General features: G+C 60.4%; 25 protein-coding genes. 13 read left to right on the plus strand and 12 right to left on the minus strand.

The window, feature by feature from the left end; all coding sequences use genetic code 11:
- Positions 1 to 543, minus strand: coding sequence for a TetR/AcrR family transcriptional regulator C-terminal domain-containing protein (locus tag BM399_RS05270; protein ID WP_177228047.1), 543 nt, complete (start codon positions 541 to 543; stop codon positions 1 to 3).
- 223 nt (positions 544 to 766) lie between these two features.
- Here BM399_RS05270 and BM399_RS05275 point away from each other — a divergent pair, with 223 nt between their 5' ends.
- Both BM399_RS05275 and BM399_RS05280 read left to right on the plus strand, forming a co-directional pair.
- Positions 767 to 1,963, plus strand: a complete 1,197-nt coding sequence (locus BM399_RS05275; RefSeq protein WP_092865146.1) for an MFS transporter — start codon at positions 767 to 769, stop codon at positions 1,961 to 1,963.
- A gap of 69 nt (positions 1,964 to 2,032) precedes the next feature.
- The gene (locus tag BM399_RS05280) at positions 2,033 to 2,341 is read left to right on the plus strand and encodes a hypothetical protein (RefSeq protein WP_092865149.1); all 309 of its coding nucleotides are present in this window, start codon (positions 2,033 to 2,035) and stop codon (positions 2,339 to 2,341) included.
- Between the two features lie 65 nt (positions 2,342 to 2,406).
- Here the strand turns inward: BM399_RS05280 and glnA are convergent, their stop codons facing one another.
- Positions 2,407 to 3,816, minus strand: a complete 1,410-nt coding sequence (gene glnA / locus BM399_RS05285) for a type I glutamate--ammonia ligase (protein WP_092865152.1) — start codon at positions 3,814 to 3,816, stop codon at positions 2,407 to 2,409.
- A 100-nt stretch (positions 3,817 to 3,916) separates the two neighbouring features.
- On the minus strand, positions 3,917 to 4,255 hold the full coding sequence (locus BM399_RS05290) for a P-II family nitrogen regulator (RefSeq protein WP_045838054.1): 339 nt from the start codon (positions 4,253 to 4,255) through the stop codon (positions 3,917 to 3,919).
- Between the two features lie 305 nt (positions 4,256 to 4,560).
- Between BM399_RS05290 and BM399_RS05295 the strand changes: the two genes are divergently transcribed.
- Positions 4,561 to 6,126 carry an NAD(P)H-hydrate dehydratase gene (locus tag BM399_RS05295; RefSeq protein WP_092865155.1) on the plus strand — a complete coding sequence of 522 codons (1,566 nt, stop codon included), beginning with the start codon at positions 4,561 to 4,563 and terminating at the stop codon, positions 6,124 to 6,126.
- Here the strand turns inward: BM399_RS05295 and BM399_RS05300 are convergent.
- Entirely contained in the window at positions 6,123 to 6,683 is a 561-nt protein-coding gene (locus BM399_RS05300; protein ID WP_092865158.1) for a thioesterase family protein, read from the minus strand. The genes BM399_RS05295 and BM399_RS05300 overlap by 4 nt on opposite strands.
- 181 nt (positions 6,684 to 6,864) lie before the next feature.
- Here BM399_RS05300 and BM399_RS05305 point away from each other — a divergent pair, with 181 nt between their 5' ends.
- From BM399_RS05305 to BM399_RS05315, 3 genes are all read left to right on the plus strand, one after another.
- The gene (locus tag BM399_RS05305; protein WP_092865161.1) at positions 6,865 to 8,541 is read left to right on the plus strand and encodes a tetratricopeptide repeat protein; all 1,677 of its coding nucleotides are present in this window, start codon (positions 6,865 to 6,867) and stop codon (positions 8,539 to 8,541) included.
- Positions 8,542 to 8,581: 40 nt separating this feature from the next.
- Positions 8,582 to 10,048 carry a cryptochrome/photolyase family protein gene (locus BM399_RS05310; RefSeq protein WP_092865164.1) on the plus strand — a complete coding sequence of 489 codons (1,467 nt, stop codon included), beginning with the start codon at positions 8,582 to 8,584 and terminating at the stop codon, positions 10,046 to 10,048.
- Positions 10,049 to 10,256: 208 nt separating this feature from the next.
- Positions 10,257 to 11,114 (plus strand): L,D-transpeptidase, encoded by an 858-nt coding sequence (locus tag BM399_RS05315; protein WP_092865167.1) that lies wholly within the window; start codon positions 10,257 to 10,259, stop codon positions 11,112 to 11,114.
- Positions 11,115 to 11,174: 60 nt separating this feature from the next.
- On the opposite strand, the gene BM399_RS05320 is transcribed toward BM399_RS05315, so the two are convergent.
- Together BM399_RS05320 and BM399_RS05325 are read right to left on the minus strand one after the other, a co-directional pair.
- Entirely contained in the window at positions 11,175 to 12,377 is a 1,203-nt protein-coding gene (locus BM399_RS05320) for a DUF1134 domain-containing protein (protein WP_092865170.1), read from the minus strand.
- A gap of 79 nt (positions 12,378 to 12,456) precedes the next feature.
- A complete protein-coding gene (locus tag BM399_RS05325) occupies positions 12,457 to 12,867 on the minus strand; it encodes a thioesterase family protein (protein WP_092865173.1) in 411 nt (136 codons plus the stop codon).
- A gap of 183 nt (positions 12,868 to 13,050) precedes the next feature.
- On the opposite strand from BM399_RS05325, the gene BM399_RS05330 reads away from it, so the two are divergent.
- The gene (locus BM399_RS05330; protein ID WP_092865175.1) at positions 13,051 to 13,332 is read left to right on the plus strand and encodes a hypothetical protein; all 282 of its coding nucleotides are present in this window, start codon (positions 13,051 to 13,053) and stop codon (positions 13,330 to 13,332) included.
- 5 nt (positions 13,333 to 13,337) lie between these two features.
- On the opposite strand, the gene BM399_RS05335 is transcribed toward BM399_RS05330, so the two are convergent.
- Positions 13,338 to 13,793, minus strand: coding sequence for a hypothetical protein (locus BM399_RS05335; protein ID WP_143111335.1), 456 nt, complete (start codon positions 13,791 to 13,793; stop codon positions 13,338 to 13,340).
- A 294-nt stretch (positions 13,794 to 14,087) separates the two neighbouring features.
- Here BM399_RS05335 and BM399_RS05340 point away from each other — a divergent pair, with 294 nt between their 5' ends.
- Positions 14,088 to 14,525: a hypothetical protein gene (locus BM399_RS05340; protein WP_092865181.1), complete on the plus strand. Its 438-nt coding sequence runs from the start codon at positions 14,088 to 14,090 to the stop codon at positions 14,523 to 14,525.
- 96 nt (positions 14,526 to 14,621) lie between these two features.
- On the opposite strand, the gene BM399_RS05345 is transcribed toward BM399_RS05340, so the two are convergent.
- Positions 14,622 to 14,906 (minus strand): hypothetical protein, encoded by a 285-nt coding sequence (locus BM399_RS05345; protein ID WP_092865184.1) that lies wholly within the window; start codon positions 14,904 to 14,906, stop codon positions 14,622 to 14,624.
- Between the two features lie 624 nt (positions 14,907 to 15,530).
- Here BM399_RS05345 and msrB point away from each other — a divergent pair.
- Positions 15,531 to 15,944, plus strand: coding sequence for a peptide-methionine (R)-S-oxide reductase MsrB (gene msrB, locus BM399_RS05350; RefSeq protein WP_092865187.1), 414 nt, complete (start codon positions 15,531 to 15,533; stop codon positions 15,942 to 15,944).
- A 23-nt stretch (positions 15,945 to 15,967) separates the two neighbouring features.
- Here msrB and BM399_RS05355 read toward each other — a convergent pair whose 3' ends face one another.
- Complete coding sequence (locus BM399_RS05355; RefSeq protein WP_092865190.1) at positions 15,968 to 16,315, minus strand: hypothetical protein; 348 nt, start codon at positions 16,313 to 16,315, stop codon at positions 15,968 to 15,970.
- A 111-nt stretch (positions 16,316 to 16,426) separates the two neighbouring features.
- The gene (locus BM399_RS05360; RefSeq protein ID WP_092865192.1) at positions 16,427 to 17,269 is read right to left on the minus strand and encodes a DUF72 domain-containing protein; all 843 of its coding nucleotides are present in this window, start codon (positions 17,267 to 17,269) and stop codon (positions 16,427 to 16,429) included.
- 220 nt (positions 17,270 to 17,489) lie between these two features.
- On the opposite strand from BM399_RS05360, the gene BM399_RS05365 reads away from it, so the two are divergent.
- A complete protein-coding gene (locus BM399_RS05365) occupies positions 17,490 to 18,524 on the plus strand; it encodes an energy transducer TonB (protein WP_092865195.1) in 1,035 nt (344 codons plus the stop codon).
- An 81-nt stretch (positions 18,525 to 18,605) separates the two neighbouring features.
- Here the strand turns inward: BM399_RS05365 and BM399_RS21470 are convergent, their stop codons facing one another.
- Together BM399_RS21470 and BM399_RS21475 are read right to left on the minus strand one after the other, a co-directional pair.
- Positions 18,606 to 18,728, minus strand: a complete 123-nt coding sequence (locus BM399_RS21470) for a hypothetical protein (RefSeq protein WP_280140529.1) — start codon at positions 18,726 to 18,728, stop codon at positions 18,606 to 18,608.
- 198 nt (positions 18,729 to 18,926) lie between these two features.
- Positions 18,927 to 19,058, minus strand: a complete 132-nt coding sequence (locus BM399_RS21475) for a hypothetical protein (protein ID WP_280140530.1) — start codon at positions 19,056 to 19,058, stop codon at positions 18,927 to 18,929.
- Positions 19,059 to 19,250: 192 nt separating this feature from the next.
- On the opposite strand from BM399_RS21475, the gene BM399_RS05375 reads away from it, so the two are divergent.
- From BM399_RS05375 to BM399_RS05385, 3 genes are read left to right on the plus strand one after another with little or no spacing between them, the layout of a single operon-like run.
- Positions 19,251 to 19,985 carry a hypothetical protein gene (locus tag BM399_RS05375; protein ID WP_092865201.1) on the plus strand — a complete coding sequence of 245 codons (735 nt, stop codon included), beginning with the start codon at positions 19,251 to 19,253 and terminating at the stop codon, positions 19,983 to 19,985.
- On the plus strand, positions 19,930 to 20,157 hold the full coding sequence (locus tag BM399_RS05380) for a hypothetical protein (RefSeq protein WP_244531082.1): 228 nt from the start codon (positions 19,930 to 19,932) through the stop codon (positions 20,155 to 20,157). The genes BM399_RS05375 and BM399_RS05380 overlap by 56 nt, the downstream gene beginning before the upstream one ends.
- 43 nt (positions 20,158 to 20,200) lie before the next feature.
- Positions 20,201 to 21,463, plus strand: coding sequence for an MFS transporter (locus tag BM399_RS05385; protein ID WP_092865204.1), 1,263 nt, complete (start codon positions 20,201 to 20,203; stop codon positions 21,461 to 21,463).
- The last annotated feature ends 223 nt before the right edge of the window (positions 21,464 to 21,686 follow it).

Raw genomic sequence — 21,686 nt, forward strand, 5'->3', positions numbered from 1 at the left:
TCAGGAATCTTTGGATTTCCGAGTTCGCGGCTTCTTCTTCCGCAAACCCTGTTTCGCCGCTCGAGTTTCGATGCCCGAAATTAGGATACCGATCATGGTATCGAAAACCTCGTCGTCGCTGAGGTCGGCAAAAATCGGCAGCAGCTTCTTTGTGAGCGGCAGATCGCTCTGCCCTTCAATTTCTCTCAGAGTTGCGACGCTGGGTTTGTCGAGCAAGCCGCCGATCTCTCCCGAGCAGACGCCGAGTACGGCTGCGTACGTCGCGCATGCTACCGGCGGAATATCGGCCTCACGCAGGCCTGCGTCATAAAGAGCCTGATGCCATTCTTCGCTGATCTGCATGTCGCGCGGTCCGGTCGTCCAGAAGCGGAGCAACAACGGGAAGGCGTTCGGATAACGCTTGGCGACCTGGCGATATGCATTCGCCAGCCCGGTGAGGCGGGCCTGCCATCTCAATTGCGACTTCGGGGCGGCGACCTCTTCGTGCAACCGATGAGCGATGGCGCGTTCAAGGCCCTCCTTGGAGCCAAAGCGGTAACTCAATGTCGCAACGTCGCAGCCAATTGCCCGCGCGGCACACCGAAGGCCGAATCCCTCCAGGCCAGCGCGCTCAACTTCCATGAGCGAGGCGTGAACGAGGTCGGCTTCTAAAAGCCCTCTTTGGCCACGAGTGTGCTTCGTTTTCATCACTGTTGAAATTTGCCCTTGCGGACCGGCAAGTCAAGCATTATTCCAACGTTGTTGAAATGAACGGGCGGCGAGGGACATGACGTCTGCGATTGATGACGGAATAACCGAGCGCCAAAGGCTGTTGAGTATCGCAGCCGTCTGCTCGACGTCGTTCGGCACCGGGATTTCGTTCGGCATAGGCTTTCCGCTCACCTCGCTGACCTTCGAGCTGTGGAATCAGCCGAGCTGGATGATCGGACTGGCAGGGGCGGCTCCGCCTTTTGCAATCCTCTTGGCGCTTCCAATCGCGCCCCGTTTGATCGCCAAGTTCGGACCGGTTGGTTCAATCGTTGGCGGATGCTTGATCGGCGCTCTCGGCTTCTTGGCGCTCGCTCTCTTTCAATCGCCCTGGGCCTGGATTGCGATCCGTGTTCTCATGAGTGCCGGCTTTGCGATGCCGTGGCTCGTTGGCGAGACGTGGATCAATGCGGTCACGCGCGAGGAGACGCGCGGACGGGTCATCGCAATTTATGCAATGGTCTTTTTCACGGGCTATGCGATAGGGCCAGTTTTGTTGCAGGCACTTGGTCTCCATGGGCCATTGCCATTTCTCGCCGCGGCGGTGGTGACGGGGCTTTCCGGGTTCCCGGTCATGATCGGGCGGCAGCTCGCTCCGCCGGTCGAGCACGATACCAGTCTCAATGTCGCTGCTGCTTTTCGCTGGGCTCCGGTGGCGATGGTCGCTGCGTTTGTCGGCGGCTTTTCCGAGATCACCGTTCTCTCGTTGATCCCGAACGTGGCGCTCGCGGCCGGATGGTCTCAGTACCCCGCTTTGGCTTTGCTCACCGTCACGACGGTCGGCGGCATCGTGCTGCAGTATCCGGTCGGCTGGTTGTCGGACCGCGTCTCCCGCTTCGCCATGATGATCGTATCGGTGCTTCTGTTCATTGCGCTGGCTCTCGCGCTGCCGCTTGCCCTCACCAATCCGGTCGCCGGATACATGACTGCGTTTCTGATGGGCGGCGTCATTCTCGGGTTCTATGCGCTGGGCCTCGCCATCATCGGCGAACGGGTATCGGCCAGTGGCCTCGCGGCCGTGAACGCGGCATTCATCATCATGTACCAGCTCGGCGCTCTTGTCGGTCCGATCTCTGCCGGCATGGCGATGATGGACGATGCCGTACACGGCTTTGTCACCATCGTTATCGTGACGATGGTCATTACCGGTATCGCCTTACTCGTCTTCAATCGTATGGAGCGCCGGTGGGCGGCTGAGGCACTGGATCATGGTTAACGGTTTATTCGCGTCTCAGCGCTAGCCTCATGCAAGGTTCAGCGTTGCGGATATTCTCCGAGTTCGACCATGATCGTGCGGTCCATCCTGTCGTTTTTTTCCGTGCTCGCATTCGGCGCGATGACGGTCGCCGCTTTCTTTGCGGTGCTCCCTTGGTTTTCCGGTCATGTTCCTGAGAGCGTGCGCTCCCTGACCGAGGGGCTTGAGTTCAATTCCCTTATTATCGGACTGGTGCTCGGCTTGACGCTCGGCGCGGTTGGCCGCTGCAACTGGTCCGACATCCCGCGCCGTATCGTGACGTGGTTCCTCGTTCGCGAGCAGAAGTTTTTCTATTACGCGCTGATCGCCGTGTGCGGCGGGGTCCTTTTTTTCTACTGAGCGCACAATAGGAAAAGGCGGCCCTTTCGAGCCGCCTCTTCGTATTCCAAACTGCCGAGCAGCCCTTAGACCGAATAGTACATGTCGTACTCGACCGGGTGCGGCGTCATCTCGTAGCGCATGTTCTCTTCCATGCGCAGCGCGATGTAGGCGTCGATCATATCGTCGTTCATGACGCCGCCCGCTTTCAGGAAGTCACGATCCTTGTCGAGGCTGTCGAGCGCTTCGCGAAGCGAGGCCGCGACGGTCGGGATCTTGGCAAGCTCGGCCGGGGGCAAGTCGTAAAGGTTCTTGTCCATGGCCGGGCCCGGATCGATCTTGTTCTGAATGCCGTCGAGGCCGGCCATCAGCATCGCCGTGAAGGCGAGGTAGGGGTTCGCGCCCGGATCGGGGAAGCGGATTTCGATGCGCTTCGCCTTCGGGCTCGTGACGTGCGGAATGCGGCACGATGCCGAGCGGTTACGCGCCGAATAGGCGAGCAGCACGGGAGCTTCGAAGCCCGGAACCAAACGCTTGTAGGAGTTGGTCAACGGATTGGTGAAGGCGTTGATAGCCTTCGCGTGCTTCAGGATGCCGCCAATGTAGTAAAGGCACATCTGCGAGAGGTCCGCGTACTTGTCGCCCGCGAACATCGGCGTACTGCCCTTCCAGATGGACTGGTGGACGTGCATGCCCGAGCCGTTGTCGCCATAGACCGGCTTCGGCATGAACGTCGCCGTCTTACCGTAGGCCTGAGCGACGTTGTGCACGACGTACTTATAGATCTGCATGTGATCGGCCATCGTGATCATCGGGCCGAACTTGACGCCGAGCTCATGCTGGGCGGCCGCAACTTCGTGGTGATGCTTTTCGACGGCGACGCCCATCTCCGAGAGGACCGAGAGCATCTCGGAACGAATGTCCTGGGCGCTATCGATCGGGGGAACGGGGAAGTAGCCGCCCTTTACGCGGGGGCGATGGCCGAGGTTTCCGGTCTCGACGTCTGCGCCCGTGTTCGTCGGCAATTCGCTCGAGTCGACCTCGAAGCCGACCGAGTACATGTCGGTCGAGAAGCGAACGTCGTCAAAGATGAAGAATTCGGCTTCGGGGCCGAAGTAGACTTTGTCGCCGATGCCAAGCGACATCATGTAGGCTTCGGCCTTCTTGGCGACCGAGCGCGGATCGCGCTCATAGGGCTGACCGGTCGAGGGCTCGAGCACGTCGCAGAAAATCGCGACGGTCGTCTGAGCAAAGAAGGGGTCGATATGGGCCGTTGCCGGATCCGGCATCAACGTCATGTCGGACGCTTCGATCGACTTCCATCCAGCGATCGATGAGCCGTCGAAGGCGTAACCGTCGGTGAAGATACTTTCGTCGACGCAACTGACGTCGGCGGTGACGTGCTGCATCTTGCCTTTGGTGTCCGTGAACCGAAAGTCCACGAACTTGGCTTCCTTGTCCTTGATGAACTTCAGGACGTCACTCGCGTTTTTCATAGACACTCCCCTGTCTAGGCGTTTCGTTGCAACACACGCATGCCGGTTGTTGGGCCGACAAAGGCCGGTTCAGGCGTGGTCAGCTTTTGTAAAGTTCGGTTTAGATGGCATCTCGCCCGGATTCACCGGTGCGGATGCGAATAGCGTCTTCGATGGACGAGATAAAGATCTTACCGTCGCCGATGCGGCCTGTCTTCGCGGCCTTTTGGATGGACTCGACTGCCTTGTCCAGCATGTCGTCGCTCAAAACCACCTCAATCTTCACCTTCGGCAGGAAGTCGACGACATATTCGGCACCCCGGTAAAGTTCGGTGTGGCCCTTCTGGCGGCCGAACCCTTTTGCCTCGATGACGGTGATGCCTTGCAAGCCGATTTCTTGTAGCGCTTCTTTTACTTCATCGAGCTTGAAGGGCTTTATAATCGCTTCAATCTTTTTCATTTTCGCCCCTTGAATCGTGGACAGCATGTCGTTTGAAACTCACGCTTGCCCAGTGGCCCCAAGGCTAGCAGAGGCCGTGCCACCTGTGGTGTTTTTGAAAAACGTCACATATGTCAGCAGCTTAGCGTGTAGTTCCGGCTTCGGAGTTCGTCGCCGAGCGCTTAATACGCCTAAATTTGATGCCGGATGTATAATTTTCCGGCGAGTTCCATGCCCATTTCTGTCTCAACCGAACAAACGCTGAATTTAAAGGCAGGTCGCGGCGCTCCCCGTCTCGCCCATCAGGCTCGCACCAGGAACATGACATGAATGAATTGTTGACGCCCGCGGAAACGGGGGAAGCCGATCGCTTAACGGAGGCGGGAGGGACGCCCGGTCTGGACCTTATGGCGCGGGCCGGCAAAGCGGTCGCAGATGTGGCTGCGCTGATGACACGCGGGCCCGATACGCGCATCGCCGTACTTTGCGGGCCGGGGAACAATGGCGGCGATGGGTTCGTCGCAGCGAGGCTGTTGCGTAATGTCGGCTTCGACGTGCGCGTGTTCCTGCTCGGCGACAAGTCCGCTTTGAAGGGCGACGCCGCCGAAATGGCCCGGCGCTGGCCATTGCCCATTCGGGCCGCCACGCCCGATGCTCTGCAGAGCATGTATCTCGTCATAGACGCGCTTTTTGGAGCCGGTCTTTCGCGCCCGATCGAGGGCGATGCGGCCGAATTGGTCGAGGCGGTCAATGCCAGTGGGCTGCCGGTGCTTGCCGTCGATGTGCCGAGCGGCGTCGACGGGGCCAGCGGAGAGGTGAGGGGCGTCGCCATCAAGGCGCGGCGGACGGTCACGTTTTTCCGCAAAAAGCCGGGGCATCTCCTGATGCCGGGGCGCGACCTTTGCGGCGAGGTCACCGTTGCAGACATAGGCATCCCCGAGAGCGTGCTCGAAACCTTGAAGCCTCGCTTGCATGAGAATGCGCCCGGGATCTGGATCTCGGATTTCAATTGGCCGACGGACGGAGGCCATAAGTACGACCGAGGTCATGCGGTCATCGTGTCGGGGCCAGCGTTGCAAACGGGCGCTGCGCGACTGGGCGCGCGGGGCGCGCTCAGAGCCGGCGCGGGCGTCGTCACGATCGTCGGCAATTCGACTGCAACGGCGATCATTGCGACACAGGTCACATCGATCATGGTTCGCTCCGTGTCGGGAGCCAAGGCGCTCTCGGAATTCCTGCGCGACCAGCGGCGCAACGCGGTTCTGATCGGTCCGGGCGCGTCCGTTGGACCGGATACAGTGGCCGATGTTCTGGCAATCCTGAAGTCATCGGCGTCGGTGGTGCTCGATGCCGATGCGCTCACGTCGTTCGCGGATCCGGAGGACGACGGAGATCGTGCCGAGGCAAGCATGGGATTTCTTGCGCGCAACGGTGATCGTGGCCCGGCTCAGCCGTCCACGCTGTTCGCGGCGATCAAAGGGCGGCAAGCACCGGTCGTGATGACGCCGCACGAAGGTGAGTTCAAACGGCTCTTCGGTGAGCTTCCCGGTTCCAAAGTCGAGCGCGCGCGGACGGCAGCGGAGCAGTCGGGGGCCGTCATCATTCTCAAGGGCACGGATACGGTCATCGCGGCGCCCGACGGCCGCGCCATCATCAATTCGAACGCGCCGTCGTGGCTCGCGACGGCGGGCTCAGGCGACGTGCTTGCCGGTATCGTTACGGGGCTATTGGCGCAGCGCATGCCGGCATTTGAAGCTGCGTCGGCGGCTGTCTGGCTGCATGGCGAGGCCGCCAGCGCTTTCGGGATCGGCCTGATTGCCGAGGATCTTCCGGACGTTTTGCCCAAGGTTCTGCAGAAACTTTATGCGGAGAAGCCGAGGGGCAGACGTTAGGTGGTGACGCGCCCCGCCTGCTTGAGCTGATCGTCTGCGTGCAGAAACGCTTCGACCTCGGGCGTCGAGGGAGGGCTCACTTCCGAGACACCGAGGAGGGCCATCAGCCGGGCGATCTCTACGAACTTCCGTTCTTTCCGGTCGTAGAGGCCGCCTTTGAACAGGGCGCGAGCGGCGGCCTGTCCATCGCGCTTTCCGCCGTCGATGATGAACGTCTGCTCCATCACGACAAGAGCCGCGTCCCAACAGAGCAGACGCGTTTCGAGCCGGAACTTCTGGAACGGTCTCAGCTCACGCTGAAAGCGGATCGTGATGGCGCTGGCGATCGGCGTCCAACGATGGTTCAGCACCTGACGCCAGAGGCCGGAACGCACCATGACGTCGAGGCGGCCGAGATCCATCATCGTAAGATAGCGGCCGTTGTTCATATGGGCGGAGATGTCGAGGTCGTGCAGCCAGACCCGAAATTGAAGCACGGACGTCTGACGCGGTATGTCGAGGTGGCCGCGGCTGCGGGCCGTCAGCAGAACCCATATCAGTCTGAACCAAAGGTTCATCGGCGGGTCTCCGGAGCAACTCGCACCAGGGCCTCCTACGGCAGCTTTTACGTATGCGTCAACAGGACGGGAAGCCGCGAGCGGAATTCGCCATTGCCCGTCCGAGGGTCACAATGGCACCCTACCTCGTGTAAGATATGAATCGCGGTCCAAGGCACCCAAAAGGAATTTGGCTCAGATAATGAAAAGGGGCTTTCGCGCGGCGTCGGTATTGCTTGCATTGGCTTCGCCGTTGGCGATTGGGCCAGCGCTTGCGTCCGAGGGTGCTTCGGCGCCGTCGCAGGTTGAAGAGGGCGCGGCCCAGCTCGTTCGTGGCGACGTTGCGAAAGCCGTTACAACCTATACGGAGGCGTTGAAAGATACGGGGCTTGCCAACGATCGGCGCGCTACGATTCTCAATGACCGGGGCGTCGCCAACGTGCGGCTCGGCGAAACCAAGCTGGCGCTCGAAGATTACAATCGCGCAGTCGAGCTCTTTCCCGAATACCCCGTGGCTTATAACAATCGCGGCAATCTGCTGTTGGCGCTCGGGCAGTACGGCGAAGCGCTGAAGGATTTCGATCGCGCGATCGTGCTGGCGCCAGGATACGCGGCTGCCTATTCAAACCGCGGCAATGCGAAAATGAAGGCCGGTAAAACCGGTGATGCCATTCTTGATTTCACCAAGGCTATCGAGCTGATGCCGGCGAGTGCACCACCGCTGTCGGGCCGTGGTCTCGCTTACCTCGCAGCCGGTAAGCCGCACGCAGCGATCCGCGATTTTTCGCGCGCGGTGAACTCGGACGCTCGTTTTGCCTCCGCCTATCGAAACCGTGCCGAGGCACGCATGGCGGTGGCGCAAAGGGAAGAGGCGATCGAAGATCTTTCCCGCGCCGTCGCGTTCGACGTCGGTAACAGCGAGCTTTATGTTGTTCGCGGCTATGCGTATTTGCTGGACGGCAATACCGCGTCGGCGATCAAGGATTTTTCGCGGGCCATTGAGCTCGACGGCAAATCCAGCGCGGCCTACGAGGGGCGCGGTCTCGCCAACGGATTGGCAGAGGCGTCGGACGACGCTTATGCCGACCTCAACCGCGCGATTGAACTCGATCCGCGCTCGCCCGTCGCATTCGCCTTCCGTGCTTTCGTCTACAAGCAAAACAGCCAGGCGGACATTGGCGCCAAGGACGTGCAAACGGCCATCAAGCTCGATGCCAACTCGCCGGAAGCGCTTTGGGCGCGCGGCGAGATCGAGGAAGCAAACGGGGCCGCCGACACCGCGATTACGGATTTGCGGCGCGTGCTGCAGTTACGGCCGAGCTGGCGTTTCGCGGCGGACGCACTGAAGCGGCTCGGCGCGCCCCCCGACGATGCGGATGACAAGCCGGAGCCATCGCTCGATCTCGGAAAATGGCACGTCGTCCTGAGCGGAAAGGATTACGTGGCGACCAGCGAAGAGTATCCGCAGATCCGCGTTCCGCTCGAGATGACCGGGACGGGACTGCCGAAACTGCTCGCTTGGGAGGTCAAGCCGCCGCCGTACGCCAGCTATGGGATACTCCGGTTTTCGGGTGGCCGGGTGGCGGTAAAGGGCGGTTTCGAGGATGCCGAGCTGGCGGCGATCATCGACATCACATCGGCAAAGGTCATCGCGATCGAACCGGATCGGCTCGGCAACCGGGTGGCGACCTGGACGTGGGATGGCGATACGCTGCAGGTCGCGAGCGTCGATGGCGCGACGGACCAATATCAGCTTCGTCCCGTCAACGTCGCCGTCGCCGGTCAGCGGCGCCCTTATGGTGCGGGTCAGGCGAGCGATGCCGGTTCGCAACGGCGATCGAAGCCGAAAACGATATTCGATCTTTTGTTTGGCAACTGATGGTGGAGCCGTCACGGACGGCGAGATTGCGACGGGATGAATGAGCAGCGCGCCCGTCATTGTCTGGCTTCGCAATGACTTTCGGCTGCGCGATCATCCGGCGTTGAATGCCGCCGTCGCCGCCGGTTCGCCGGTTATTCCCCTTTACATTCTCGACGATGAAACGCCCGGCCAATGGGCGCTTGGCGGAGCGTCGCGGTGGTGGCTCGGCAAGACAATCGAGGCGTTCGCTCGTGATATCGCCGCTCGCGGCGGAAAGCTCATCCTCCGTCGTGGCGCGGTCGCACGCGAACTCGCGCGCGTCGTTGAAGAGACTGGAGCGACGGCGGTCTATTTCATGCGAGGCTACGAGCCGTCCGTGGCTGCGCTGGAAGATCAGTTGAAGCTGGCTTTCGACGATATGGGCGTCGCGTTCAAGCGGTACGGCGGACGCCTGCTGAGGACGCCTGAAGAGACGCGCACGAAGGCCGGCGGCGCCTACCAGGTCTTCACGCCATTCTGGCGGGCATTCACGAAAGATCTGACGCTGCCGAGAGCGTTGGCCGCGCCGGATCGGATCAAGGCGCCTTCGCGAACGCCGAAATCAGACGATCTTCGCGACTGGCAACTTTCTCCGTCGAAACCCGATTGGTCGCGGGGGCTCGCCAAGGCGTGGCAGCCGGGAGAAAGCGGAGCGCGCGCCCGGCTGGCGGAATTTACGAAAACGGGGCTCGCGACGTATGCGATAGATCGCAATCAACTCGATAGGGACGGCACGTCGCGCCTCTCGCCGCATCTGGCTTTCGGAGAGATCTCACCTGCCGCCTGCTGGCGGGCGGCAGCGGACGCGGCGCGCGGAAAGAGCGCAAACGATCAATCGATCGAGACATTTATGCGAGAGCTCGTATGGCGCGAGTTTTCGTATTCGCTGCTTTTTCATTTTCCGAAATTGCCTGAGGAGCCGCTTCGCCGCGAATTCGCGGAATTTCCCTGGCTCGGAGACGCTGGGCAATTGAAAGCGTGGCAACGCGGAAAAACCGGCTATCCGATCGTCGATGCCGGAATGCGCGAGTTATGGGCCACGGGCTACATGCACAATCGCGCGCGGATGATCGTGGCGTCATTTCTCGTCAAGCATCTGCTTATTCCTTGGACGGCGGGGGAAGCGTGCTTCTGGGATACGCTCGTCGATGCCGACCTCGCGAACAATTCCGCGAGCTGGCAGTGGGTTGCTGGCTGCGGGGCTGATGCGGCGCCGTATTTCCGCATCTTCAATCCTGTATTGCAGGGCGAGAAGTTCGATCCGAATGGCGACTACGTTCGGCGCTGGGTGCCCGAGCTTGCGGGATTAACGGCAGATGCAATTCATAAGCCTTGGACGGCGAAGCCTGAGAGCCTGGCGCAGGCAGGAGTTGTGCTCGGAAAGTCATATCCTCGGCCGCTCGTCGAACATGCCTATGCACGTGTTCGCGCCTTACAAGCCTATGAGCAAATAAAGGCCACTCCCAAAAAAGAAAATCGCGACTGAGTATTGGAGTGGATTCAAGCCGTTATCGGCTGAATGCGGGCATAAGAAGCGAAATGCTCATCGCGATATAAGAAACACATTCGTAATCTATTTGAATTTCCGGGCTTGATGAGACGCGATTTATTCGTGATTTTCTTAACCGTTCAGCATCTTTCGAGATATTATCGTGGTGTGAAGAAGCTTGTCGCGTATTGCGTAGGGAGTTGTGATGTTGCGGGCATTTATGTTGGCGGCGATTGTTTTCGCTGCTGTTCCTTCGGCCGGTGTGTTCGCTGAGACGTCGAAAACCGACGCTCCGGCAGCGACGACCACCGAAACCCAGTCGGGCACAACGATGTTCTTCGGGGACGCGAGCAAAGCCGCCGCTCCGGAAGCCGCAAAACAGCCAGCACCCGTCGCTGCAAAGCCGCAGCCGTTGCCGCCGCCGACGCTGACCGCCTCGGTCGATCTCAGCCGTCAGACGATGAGCGTTTCGGTCAACGGCGACCACCTCTACACCTGGGCGATCTCGTCAGGCACCGCTCAATTTCCTACGCCGACCGGAAACTTTCGCCCGGAATGGACCTCCAAAATGTGGTATTCGCGCAAATACGATAACGCGCCGATGCCCCATGCCGTTTTCATCAATGGCGGCGTGGCCGTGCATGGCACGTCACACGTACGTTCGCTCGGTGCTCCGGCTTCTCACGGCTGCATCCGGCTTGCGCCCGGGAATGCGAAGACCTTTTACAATCTCGTTCAGCGCCATGGGCTGCAGTTGACGCGTGTCAGCGTTCACGGACGTCCGAACTGGCGCGACGGGGCTGTTGCGAGCCGCCGGGAGTCGCGCCGGGAGGTTGACGTTGCAAATAGCAACCAGGGCGGTTGGTTCTGGGGCAACAGCTGGGGAAGCGCCGATTCATCCTACGATGCGCCGCCCGTGAAAAAGAAAGACCATAAGGGATACGCCTACGTCTACATCGATGGCGTGCCGACGAAGGTCTATCGGCAGAAGAATGGCGAGTACGTCTATAAAGTCCCGGCCAAGCCGAAAAATTATTACAACACGTACGGTTCCGCTTATTGATAGCGATGTGACTTCTCAAAAAGAAAAGGCCCGGTGTTTCCGGGCCTTTTTTTGCGGACTTCAGAACGGGTTCCAAGTCGGCTTTTCGGTGAAGCCCAGATATCCGACGTTTGCGCCGAGGCGCATGCCGACGCCCGAGCGGATCGGCGCCATGATGACCGGTCCGCCCTTGAGAACAGTCAGTCCGACGCCGCCGACGAAATATGCCGAGCCGTCGATCCCAGTGAAGTTGCGATAGAGCGCGGCCGGATCGTCCATATTGTAAATGAGGAAAAGCGTTCTCGATCCGGAGGCGCCAAAGTCGGTGCCGAGCGAGGGGCCGTGCCAATAGACTTTTTTGACGCCGGGCTGCGAGCGCATGAATAGGTTGCCCTGGCCGAAGCGGAGGCCGGCCAGGAATGCTCCGCCGCCCTCTATTCCGAGCACGTAAGCTGTCGGGCGTCCGAATTGCTTGAAGGCATGCTCGATGACGCTCGCAAGGCTCGTCGAAACCGTGCCGAAGAAACCCCGCGTCGCGTCGCGGATTTCGTCGATCGTATAGCCGCCTTCCGCGGGAGGTAGCGGTGCAGGGGGCGGGAACGGCAATCCTTCATTCGGCTGCGTCATGGCGACGACGGGTGGGCCGCTCGCATCATTGTGCTTCGTACTCGCGGCCCAGCCTTCTGACGGCGCTGGAGCTGCTTTCGCTACGACTTCGGGCGGCGGGCTCTTTTTGGCCTTTGGCGCACTTGGGGCCGGACTTTGCGGCGTGTTCTGAACCGGCTTCGGAGGCGCGGCAGGCGCAGCCGAAGCGACGGGCTTTGTGGGCTGGGCGTTGCGATGGGCCTCGGCGATCTTCTCATCGAGGCGCTTCAGCATGTAGTCGGACTTGCTCTTGATGACCGTATTCAGCTCGTCGGCGGCGGCGTGCAATTCCTGCAGCTTCGCGCAATCGGGCTGCACGCCCTCCGGCACGCGGCCGAGCGAATCCACGCGCAGCAACAGCGCGCTGCTCTTCTGGTCGAGGTCATCGAGCGTCGCGTCCTGGATCGCGTCCAGCGCCACGTTTTCGTAATCGGTATCGCTGAGTTTGAGAGCGGCCCGATAGCGCTGCATGCGTTCTTGGAGTTTGGGTTGTGCTTCAAGCGTCAGCGTTCTGAGGCTCGCGCCCGATTGGTCTATTGCGGCCGCGAAATCCTTCGTGGTGCAGGGCTCGGCCGCGGCGGCCGGTCCGGCGACAGCCAGCGAGGCGGCGAGGGCAAAGAGAGCTGGCAACAATCGCATAGGTCAGAAACTCCGGTGGTGTTGCCGTGCGGCGCACTCAAGACGGCTAGCGCGAGCGGACGAGTGCTGCAGGCTTCCTCTAACGTCGTGGCAGAGATTTGGCGGCGAGACGCGCCATGAAGCGGGGGGTGTCGACGACAATTCGCGTGTGCACACCGGATCCTATCTGTTCGACACCGTCGCTGGCCGAGACGTCGAAGGTCAGCTTGCGTCCGTCGACCGCTTTCAAGGTTGCCTTCGCCGTAACGGTGAAGCCGATCGGGGTGGGAGCAGAATGGGTCACGTTGAGGTGGACGCCCAGGCTCTGGTGATCATCCGGCAGATGCCCGTCGAGACAGTCGACGGCTGCTGCTTCCATCAAGGCAATGAGCATCGGGCTGGCGAAGACCGGGACGTCACCGCTGCCGACCTTCGTTGCGAGACGTTCTTCAGTGACAAGCGCACTTGCCGATCCTTCGAGGCCCACTTTCAACAATGATAAATCAGCCATTTCAGCCCGCTCCTGTTCATCCTGCAGGCCATAAGGTGCGAAATCTGCCAGATCAATAGGGAGGATGAATGACAGGCTCTTTGCGACGTTAACCTCGTTTCGCCGATGCGATGCACAACGCTCCCCCGACCGATCAAGATGCGGCGTGACTAGAAGGGGTTTGCCTGGCCTCCGAGGGGACGCGTGCTTCACCGCTTTCGCTGGTTCGTGATCGCATTTTCGATGGTGCTGGCACTCGCGCCATTCGCGGGCATTGCCGCGGCCGCTCTCCTCGCGCTGGTTGCCCGGTGCGAGATCAACGATGCGGCGAAAAACGCGTGCTTTGCGTTCGGCGCCGACCTTCAGCCGTGGCTATCCAGCCTGTCGACGACAGCGGTCCTCGGCAATATCACGCTTCCGGCCGTAGCCGCCGTCCTGATGTTTTGGGCCGTAGTCGAGAGCGCAGGGTTGCTTTTCCGGCGATAGCTCCCTCAAGGCCGGGAAAATTCCAGCAATCCCGGGAGGGCCGTGCCCTTGGGGCCAATTTCCGTCAAGGCAGCTGCGCAGCTTTCGTCGATGATGACCTTGCACTGGTTCGGATCATCCTCGCGAACGCAATGTTTGACCCTGATCCAGGCGTCGTAGATCTTCTTCTGCTGCGCCTTGAATTCCTCGAGTTCGGCGTCCGCGTAGAGGGCGGGAAGCGCCGACGCCTTGTCGGTTACCGTCGCACCCGTGCAGAGTTCAGCGGCGCCCAACGCCTGACCGTAGCGGGACCCGGTGTCCCGCGGCGTCAGACGGGCGGTCGCAACCGCTGCGCGGGTGGTGCCCACGATGTCCTCAGGAGGCTCGGCGGCGGCCGCTTCCCAGCACATGCTCCCCCAGAACATGCTCGCCGCAATCGCACCGATTAGAGATCCCAGGCTTTTATGATGCCCAAGGGACATCGCTTCCTCCACGCCAATTGTATCGACAAGCTTAGGGTGTTCCGCGCCTGATCGCCATGCCGGTCAGGGAATGGCTCCGCACAGGCTCGAACCGTTTCTCTTCGTCCGAAAATGAGGGCTATGCCTATACTTTTTAGTAAGTAGACCCGAATCCGCATTTCCGCAGTATCGCCGAATGCTTATATCGTGGCCGGGCATGCGAAAGCGCAACACCTGTCTTTGTCTTTGCTGCCGGGCGGGGATATAGTTTTTTGCGGGCCGGCTTCTTCATCGCGCCGTCCAAGGAGAATTCAGATGACGTCACGCTTTCTGGTTTCGGCAGCAGTGTTCGCGACATTCGTTGCCGTGGGCGCGAGCCCGAGCTTTGCACTTTCGACGAAAGAATGCAGCGTGAAGTACCAGGCAGCGAAGTCTGCCGGGACTTTGAACGGCGAGACCTGGAACGAATTCCGGAAGAAGGAATGCGCCGGGGGTGAGGCGGCTGCTCCGGCAACGACCGAGGAAAAGCCCGCTGCCAAGACCGAGACGACTGCACCGGCCCCTGCCGGCGCCGCTGTCTTCCCCAAGGCAATAGACGCAAAATATTCCAAGGAGACGGCGGGCAAAGCCCGTATGCACACCTGCCTCGATCAATACAGGGCCAACAAGGCGAACAACGGCAATGGTGGGCTCAAGTGGATCCAGAAGGGCGGCGGCTATTATAGCCAGTGCAACGCGTCGCTGAAGAAGTGATCAACGCTGCAGCTTCTCTTGACGAACGGTTCTCCTGAAACGGCAACGGCGAGATTTTTATCTCGCCGTTTTTGTTTTCTGATTGTCGCGCGGGTCTCAGCGCTTCGTGAGGCGGTCGCGCTGCCACGTGAGGAACATCACGGTGACGAGCGCGGTCAGGAACATCGTTCCCAGGATTGCCGGCTGACGCATGAATGCGCGCCAGACATCGAAGCCTTCGAGCCATCCGCCGCGGTTCGTCAGCACGTTGTTCAATACCAAAATGGCGAAAGCGACCAGCGATGTCAGCCCGGTTGCAATGACGGCTTCGACGAGCCGTTTCGTCATTCGGGGTACAGATATCGAATTGCGTCCAATTGCAAGTTGGGTCCGGTCCGACATTTTGTGCTCCTTTTGAGTTTCGGCGAAGGGGCACGGCGATCGCCACGGAGCCCCGGATTTATTCTCCCTATTTACCAGATTCGCTCCCTCGACGTGGCATAGGCGAGGCATTTGCCGATGCTCGATGGCGGTGGACTTATGCCAATTCTGATGTTTTCATCACCCGCGACGTCGCGGCGAAACGAATTCCTCACCATGTTTCGGCTTGCAGCAGCGGGGCTTGCGACGGTCGCGCTAGATTCATTGTGATGCTCGCAACGAGGGGGCATTCTCGCTGAAAAACAACCAGGTGAATGGGTGAGCTATGAGGACTGCTGTTCGTATCCTGATCGCGTTGGCGCTTCCGGTGCTGCTTTCGAATGCCGCCGCCAGCGGGGATTCGATATTTGATGTAGAGCACGCGCGTGCGGAGTACCGCGCGGGTCGACTGACGCATGAAAATGCGGACCTCATGGACCGGTGGGGTTGGCCGAGCGGCTGTTATTCGCGACCCTGCTTAGCGACACCGCCTCCGGACAGACCTTTCTACGTTCGCCGGCCGGATTGGCGAGCCCGGCGGTAACGGCGGCCAACGTCCAAGCGTATGCTCTTGAAGGTCAACAGTGGTTGGACGATATAGGGCGCATGGATAAGAAAACGATGCCGATGGACGAGTCTGAGTGGCGGAAGCGATTGTCGCCCGAGCAATATCGGGTGCTGCGCGAAAAGGGTACGGAGCCGCCGTTCACAGGCGAGTATCTGGAAGTCGACAGCGACGGCACGTTTACGTGCGCGGCGTGCGGCAACGCGCTCTTCTCGTCGGATGCGAAATTCGACTCCGGCACGGGTTGGCCATCGTTCGACGAGGCGCTTCCGGGCGCGGTCGAATATCATACCGACACCACTCACGGCATGGTTCGCACCGAGATCACATGTGCTCGTTGCGGCTCGCACCTCGGCCACGTTTTTGACGATGGCCCGACCGAGAGCGGAAAGCGCTATTGCATCAACTCCGTCTGCCTCAATCTCGACGAGACGGACGCGGCGGGTAAGAAGTAAAGCTCGGGGGCATTTCTTCCCGCTTAAGCGTGGGTGTCGTCGTGTTCGAGCCGGCGAACCTTCCTTATCGCTCGGATCCAGAGAACCAAGTAAGCGACCATCAGGACCATGAACGGCGTGGCTATCAGACCGTCGAGATCCGGGCTCGCGTGCGGGATGAAGCCGAAATGCATGCCAAGCTTTGCGAGGTTGGCGCCGCATAGCGCCACGAGCATCACGTTTCCTGTGGGGCCGAGATACTTCTCGGCGTGGTAATACGCCGTCAACCGACTGTTTTCAGGCGGCGCCGAGCCGGTCGCCAGCGAGTAAAGCGCGAGCGGCAACAGAACGAATGAAAAAGAATAGAGTGCGACTTCGAAGTTGCTGAGCATCGGGTCATCTCCTGGCCGGCCACGGCAGCAGCCTCAGCTGCGTGCAAGCGGTTATGGCCGGAGGACGATTGCGCTGCCTGTTCCTCGAGGAACGACCGGTGGCGTTTAGGATCAGGCGCGCGTTTTCCCTACTTTGCCCGTTGGCGAGACCAGCTCTTGAAAGGCCATGGCTGCAGCCGGAGCGCGGACTTTGCCTTCGTGGATGAAGTAGACGAAGACGTCTCGCGATTTCTGCGGGGGCTTGATCTTCGGATCGATCGTCGGAATATCTTGCGGCACGCTGCCGGATGCCCAGACCTTCGCGCGTTCGGCCCACTCACCGAGCGCCTTCGGCTTATAAGCCGTCGGGATCGTGTCTTGGCCTTTCTGTAGGCGCGCGTAGACGAAATCGGCCGTGACGTCGGCGATCGCGGGGTATGTCGCGTGATCGGCAAAGACGATGGCGACGGATTTTTTCCGCGCAAGTGCTATGAACTCCGGCGTGCAGAACGAGGGGTGGCGCGGTTCGACCGCATGTTTCAAATTGTGTCCGCCGACCTTCGCCGGGAGGAGATCGAGGAAGGCGGCGAAGTCCGCTTCGTCGAACTTTTTCGTCGGTGCGAATTGCCAGAGCAGGGGACCGAGCTTCGTTCCGAGTTCGGTTATGCCGGAATCGATGAAACGCGAGATCGATTCACCCGCCTCGGCCAGGACGCGGCGGTTCGTCGTGTAGCGGGGTCCTTTCAAGGAAAAGACAAAATTATCGGGACTTTCCTTGGCCCAGCTTGCAAACGTCGCCGGCTTTTGCGTGCGATAGTAGGTGCCGTTGACCTCAATCGTGGCAAGATGGTGGCTGGCGTATGGCAGCTCTTGTGAATGGGGAAGGCCATCGGGGTAGAACACGCCGCGCCAGGGCTCGAACGTCCATCCGCCGATTCCGGCGCGGATACTGCCGGTTGCGCTTTTACGGGGCATGGAGCGAGGCCCGCGCCGTTTTCTCGATGTAAAGAGCGTCAATCATCGGGTCCAGCGAATCGCCTAGTTTGGATGGAATTGTTTTTCCCGCGACCTCGGGGCGCATCATAGATAATCGCGGATATGCCATCTCGGCGTTTTTCCGCCGATCAATTATCATTCCTGGTTCGGGCCGGGGCAAGAAGAGTAATTTGCTACCGTTGGGATCAAACTTAGAAACATGACTGCCGAGGACGTGGGGCAAACGGCTGGTCTTTCTATTGCGGGCTTCGCGCGCTGGGGCACGGGCGCGTCGAATCGCGAGCGAAATTTCTACATCGCGCTCGCGTGCGCTGCGATCCTACACGCCTCGTTTTTCATAAGCGCCGCCCACAATGGCGATGCCAAGCGTCTGGGCAGCGAGAACGGCGCCGACGATGCGATCAGCGTTTCGCTGGTGACGGAAGCCGATCTCAAGAGCCGCGCGATGGCCGATGAGCCGGTGACGCCGCCGCCCGGCCCAATGGCGCCGACACAGGAGGCGCAGCCGCCGCCGCAGCCGGTCCCAACTCCGAAGCCGGAAGAAGCCCAGCAACAGCCCCAGCCTGAACCTCCCCCTCCGCCACAGAAGCAGGAGAAGCCGCAGCCTGAAACGCCTCCGGATGTGCCGGAGGAGGTAGCGGAACCCGACCCGGTGAAGCCCACTCAAGAGGCTGCGGCCAAGCCGGAAGAAGTCAGTCCCGAAAGCATCCCTCCGGATCTCTTCTCGCTGGAGACGGAAGATCCTTCGAAGACGCAGAGCAGCGACAAGCCGACGCCGAAGCCGGAGGCTAAGACAGAAAGCAAGCCCGAGACCAAAAAGCCGACGCCGAGCAAATCTGCATCCAAACCGCCCGCGAAGCCGCAAAAGAAGAACCTTGCGGCTCTCGATCTTTCAACGCCAGTGGCGCCGTCGTTCGGGGGCGGGGGCGGAGCCGCATTCCAGCGGCCGCCCGGCATTACGCGATCGGGCCTCAATGATGCGTTCGCTCGAGCAGTGATCCGCGCCTTGCAACAGACGATGCCGCAGCTCACTGGAGCGCTCGGCCGGGTGACGGTCAGGATACTGCTTTCGGAAAGCGGGAACGTCGTCGAGGTGAAGTTGCTGTCCGGCGCGAAGGATCCGTCACTCAGTCAGGACGTCGTGTTCGCCGCCAAGCAGACGAGCTATCCGATACCGCCTGCTGGTTCCAACCTCGCCGACCGCACGTTCATGGTCACGTATATTTACGACTGAAATCGTTCATTCGTCGTGCGGTTCGAGGGCGAAGCGCAGGCATCGTTCGCGCTTCCGGTCATGCGCTGCAATAGGATTTGATCAGCGAAGATATTCTGTCGGGAAGCCTTGGTCCTCTGCGTGCGTGGCCGACGAAACGGCCAAGCCGACAATCGTCAAGATGAGGAGAGCAAGGAGGAAGATAGCGTCAGTCTTTTCCGTCATGATCGCTCCAAATCGTCCATCGATGCAGCGAATAATCCGCTGTCGATCCAACTTGTGCGTGACCTCGAAAAGTTTCTTCAGACGTTGGGATAAGGGTAAGTTCGACTCAGGGTCGGTCTCAATAGTCAAAGTGAAGCAGCGCTGGCGAGACGCTGAACGAGTGGCGCCGGCGCTGCACTATGCAATTTCAATGTGCGATTAGCGCTGCGGAGCGTCTTGAGAAACCGATGCTGGTCCACCGAGCTTCATCGGTGTGTATTCCGGCGTCTCGCGACGGCAGGCTCCAAGCATCAACGCGGCAATGCATATTCCAAGAGCGGCGACTTTCATTGGTCTTTCTCCCGGTGTGACTGACTGCGGTGGGTATAATGAATGAGCGCAGGCAATTAACGTCTAGTCGATTAAGGTTGTTCCCAGGTTACCAAGTGCGCTGAATAAACGGCGTCCGCCTTCTCTCGACCATGCTCCAGCCATTGTGACGCGGTTTAATCCGATCCGTTCTCATCGTCGCGAGTGCTCTGCATGTCAGCGCGTCTTCGCCATCCCGCCTTCATTCTATCTGTTCTCGGATTGTTGTCCGGGCTGGTCGGCAGCCAGCTTATCGGCGGCAATTACGGCGCGGCTCCGGGTCCCGGCATCTACCTCGTTCTCACCGGACTGTGGTTCGGCCTGGTCGTGGGTTTTGGCGTCTGGCGCTTTGGCCCGGATTCCAGCAGCCTGACATCCGTCGCCGGTGCGGTCACTGCCGTTCTGACAACGTGGATCGCATGGGAAGCGGCGGTCAACGTCGCGATCCAGATCGATGGGCCGTTGCTCGAGGCGACGGGGCCCAGTGCGCTGAAGTCCTATGTCGCGGGCTTTGTCGCGGGCGCAGTCGGCGCCGGGATCACTTGGACCGGAGCGGCATTGCACGTGCCTTCGCTAAGAACCAGGGTCGCTTCCCTCAGCATCGTCGCGGCGGGAGCTATTCTCGGCTTGTTGTTGCCGATGACGAATACATATGACAGCGGCGCGGTCTTATTGATCCCATGGCAGACCGCGATCGCGGGATTGCTCGGCCTCAATATGCTACCCTTGCGTGGCCGGAGCCGGAGTTCCCCCGCGGCCTTTGCTTCCGCGGCTGATCAGGCCGGGAGGATGTTCGATGTTTGCTCGGATGACGTGCGCCGCTTTAATTGCGGGAATTCTGATCGCGCCGGTCGTGTCTGGTGCCGCCTACGCCGATGCCATCTCGGAAGAATCCGCCGGATCAATTGAAGATCTCCTGAAGTCGGGCTGGGAGATCGCAGGCTACGCCAGCAATTTCGACAACCGGTCGACCTTCATTCTGTTCAAGAAGCCCAACGAAAATTATCTCATTCAATGCCTCGCCGGGTACGACGTCACGCGATCCCCCCGCGTCTTCCATAACTGCTACCGGTTGCGGTGAGGGCGGCTTCGGCGTAAGTCGCTCCGGGGTCTTGGGCGTGGGAATGACAGCAAAAGCAAGCCGCGTAGCGTGGGCGATTGTCGGCATGCTGTGGGCTGTCGCGTTGCTCAATTATCTCGACCGGCAGCTCGTCGTCACGATGCCCGGTCCGATCAAGGCCGATCTTCGCCTCGGTGACGAGAAATTCGGACTTCTGTCGTCCGTCTTTCTTTGGGTCTACGGCATCTTTTCGCCCGTCGCGGGCTACGTTGCCGACCGGGTCGGCAAGAAGCCCGTTATTTTGGCCAGTCTCGTCGTCTGGTCGGCCGCCACGTTTGCGAGCGGGCTCGTCAGCTCATTCGAAGGCATGCTTCTTGCGCGCGCGACGCTCGGGATCAGCGAGGCCTTCTATATGCCTGCCGCCGTGGCGTTGATCGTCGAATATCACCGCGGACCGACACGCAGCCGGGCAACGGGTTTGCATCTCAGCGGGGTTTACGCGGGATCGGTGCTCGGGGGGCTCGGCGGCTTCATGGCGGAAGCGTTCGGCTGGCGTGCGGTCTTTCTCGTTGTCGGAGCCATCGGCGTAGCGTACGCGCTTTTGCTGACGATCATTTTCCCGGCTTCGTCCGACGGCGCGCATTCGACGGCGCCTGAGGATGTCGACGTTCCTTCTAAGGGTGGGGCCGCGTTCTCGACGCTGTTGTCGACGCCGGGCTTTCTGCTGCTCCTTGCGATGAACGTGCTCGATGGCGCCGCGTATTGGCCGGTACGGAATTGGCTTGCAGAGTTCTTCCGCGCGGAACTCGGTGTCGATCCGGCATGGGCGGGCGTTTATGGTCCTATGACGTTCAACGGCGCGGCATTCTTCGGAATGCTGATTGCGAGCAACGTTTCGGATTGGTGGGCGGGTTGGAACCTGCGGGCGCGTGCTCTCGTTCCGGCCATCGGTTTTATCATTGCGGCGCCTTGCCTCTTTCTGATGGGGGCCGTTGAATACGTTCCCGTCATTCTCGGCTGCATCGTCGTCGCGGGCATGTCGCAAGGGTTTCTCGATGCGAACCTGATGCCGGCGGTGTGCACGGTTGTCGATTTTCGCTTTCGAGCCACGGCATACGGGCTTCTGAACTTTGCAGGGACGACTGCGGGCGGTGTCATGACCTACGTCGGCGGCAGGTTGAAGGAGCAGCAGGTTCCGTTCAGCGCCACGTTTCAGTTTGCGAGCGGGATGATCCTGGTAGCGGGTCTTTTACTTTTGATGGTCAAGCCGGCGGCCCGGCGGTTGCAATCCTCCGACGCAGCGGTTGATGAAGCCGTGGCTCGCTGACGGCCTTAAGCTTCGCGCAAGCATATCCAAAGATACCCCGCGGTTAAGCCGATGTGATCTGAACAGCTATTAGTGGAAAGCGGCCGCGGCAGCCGGAGCGGAGCGCGGCGTTAGCTTTTCTCAACGTATTGAAAAGTATCAGAAGTTTTTGGCGCCGCCGGTGGGGCTGATTTTGAACCGGCTTCAGTTAAGTTCCGATGTTTTCTGAAATGAGAGCGCTGGA

It is taken from the genome of Hyphomicrobium facile (assembly GCF_900116175.1).
Taxonomy (GTDB): Bacteria; Pseudomonadota; Alphaproteobacteria; order Rhizobiales; family Hyphomicrobiaceae; genus Hyphomicrobium_B; species Hyphomicrobium_B facile.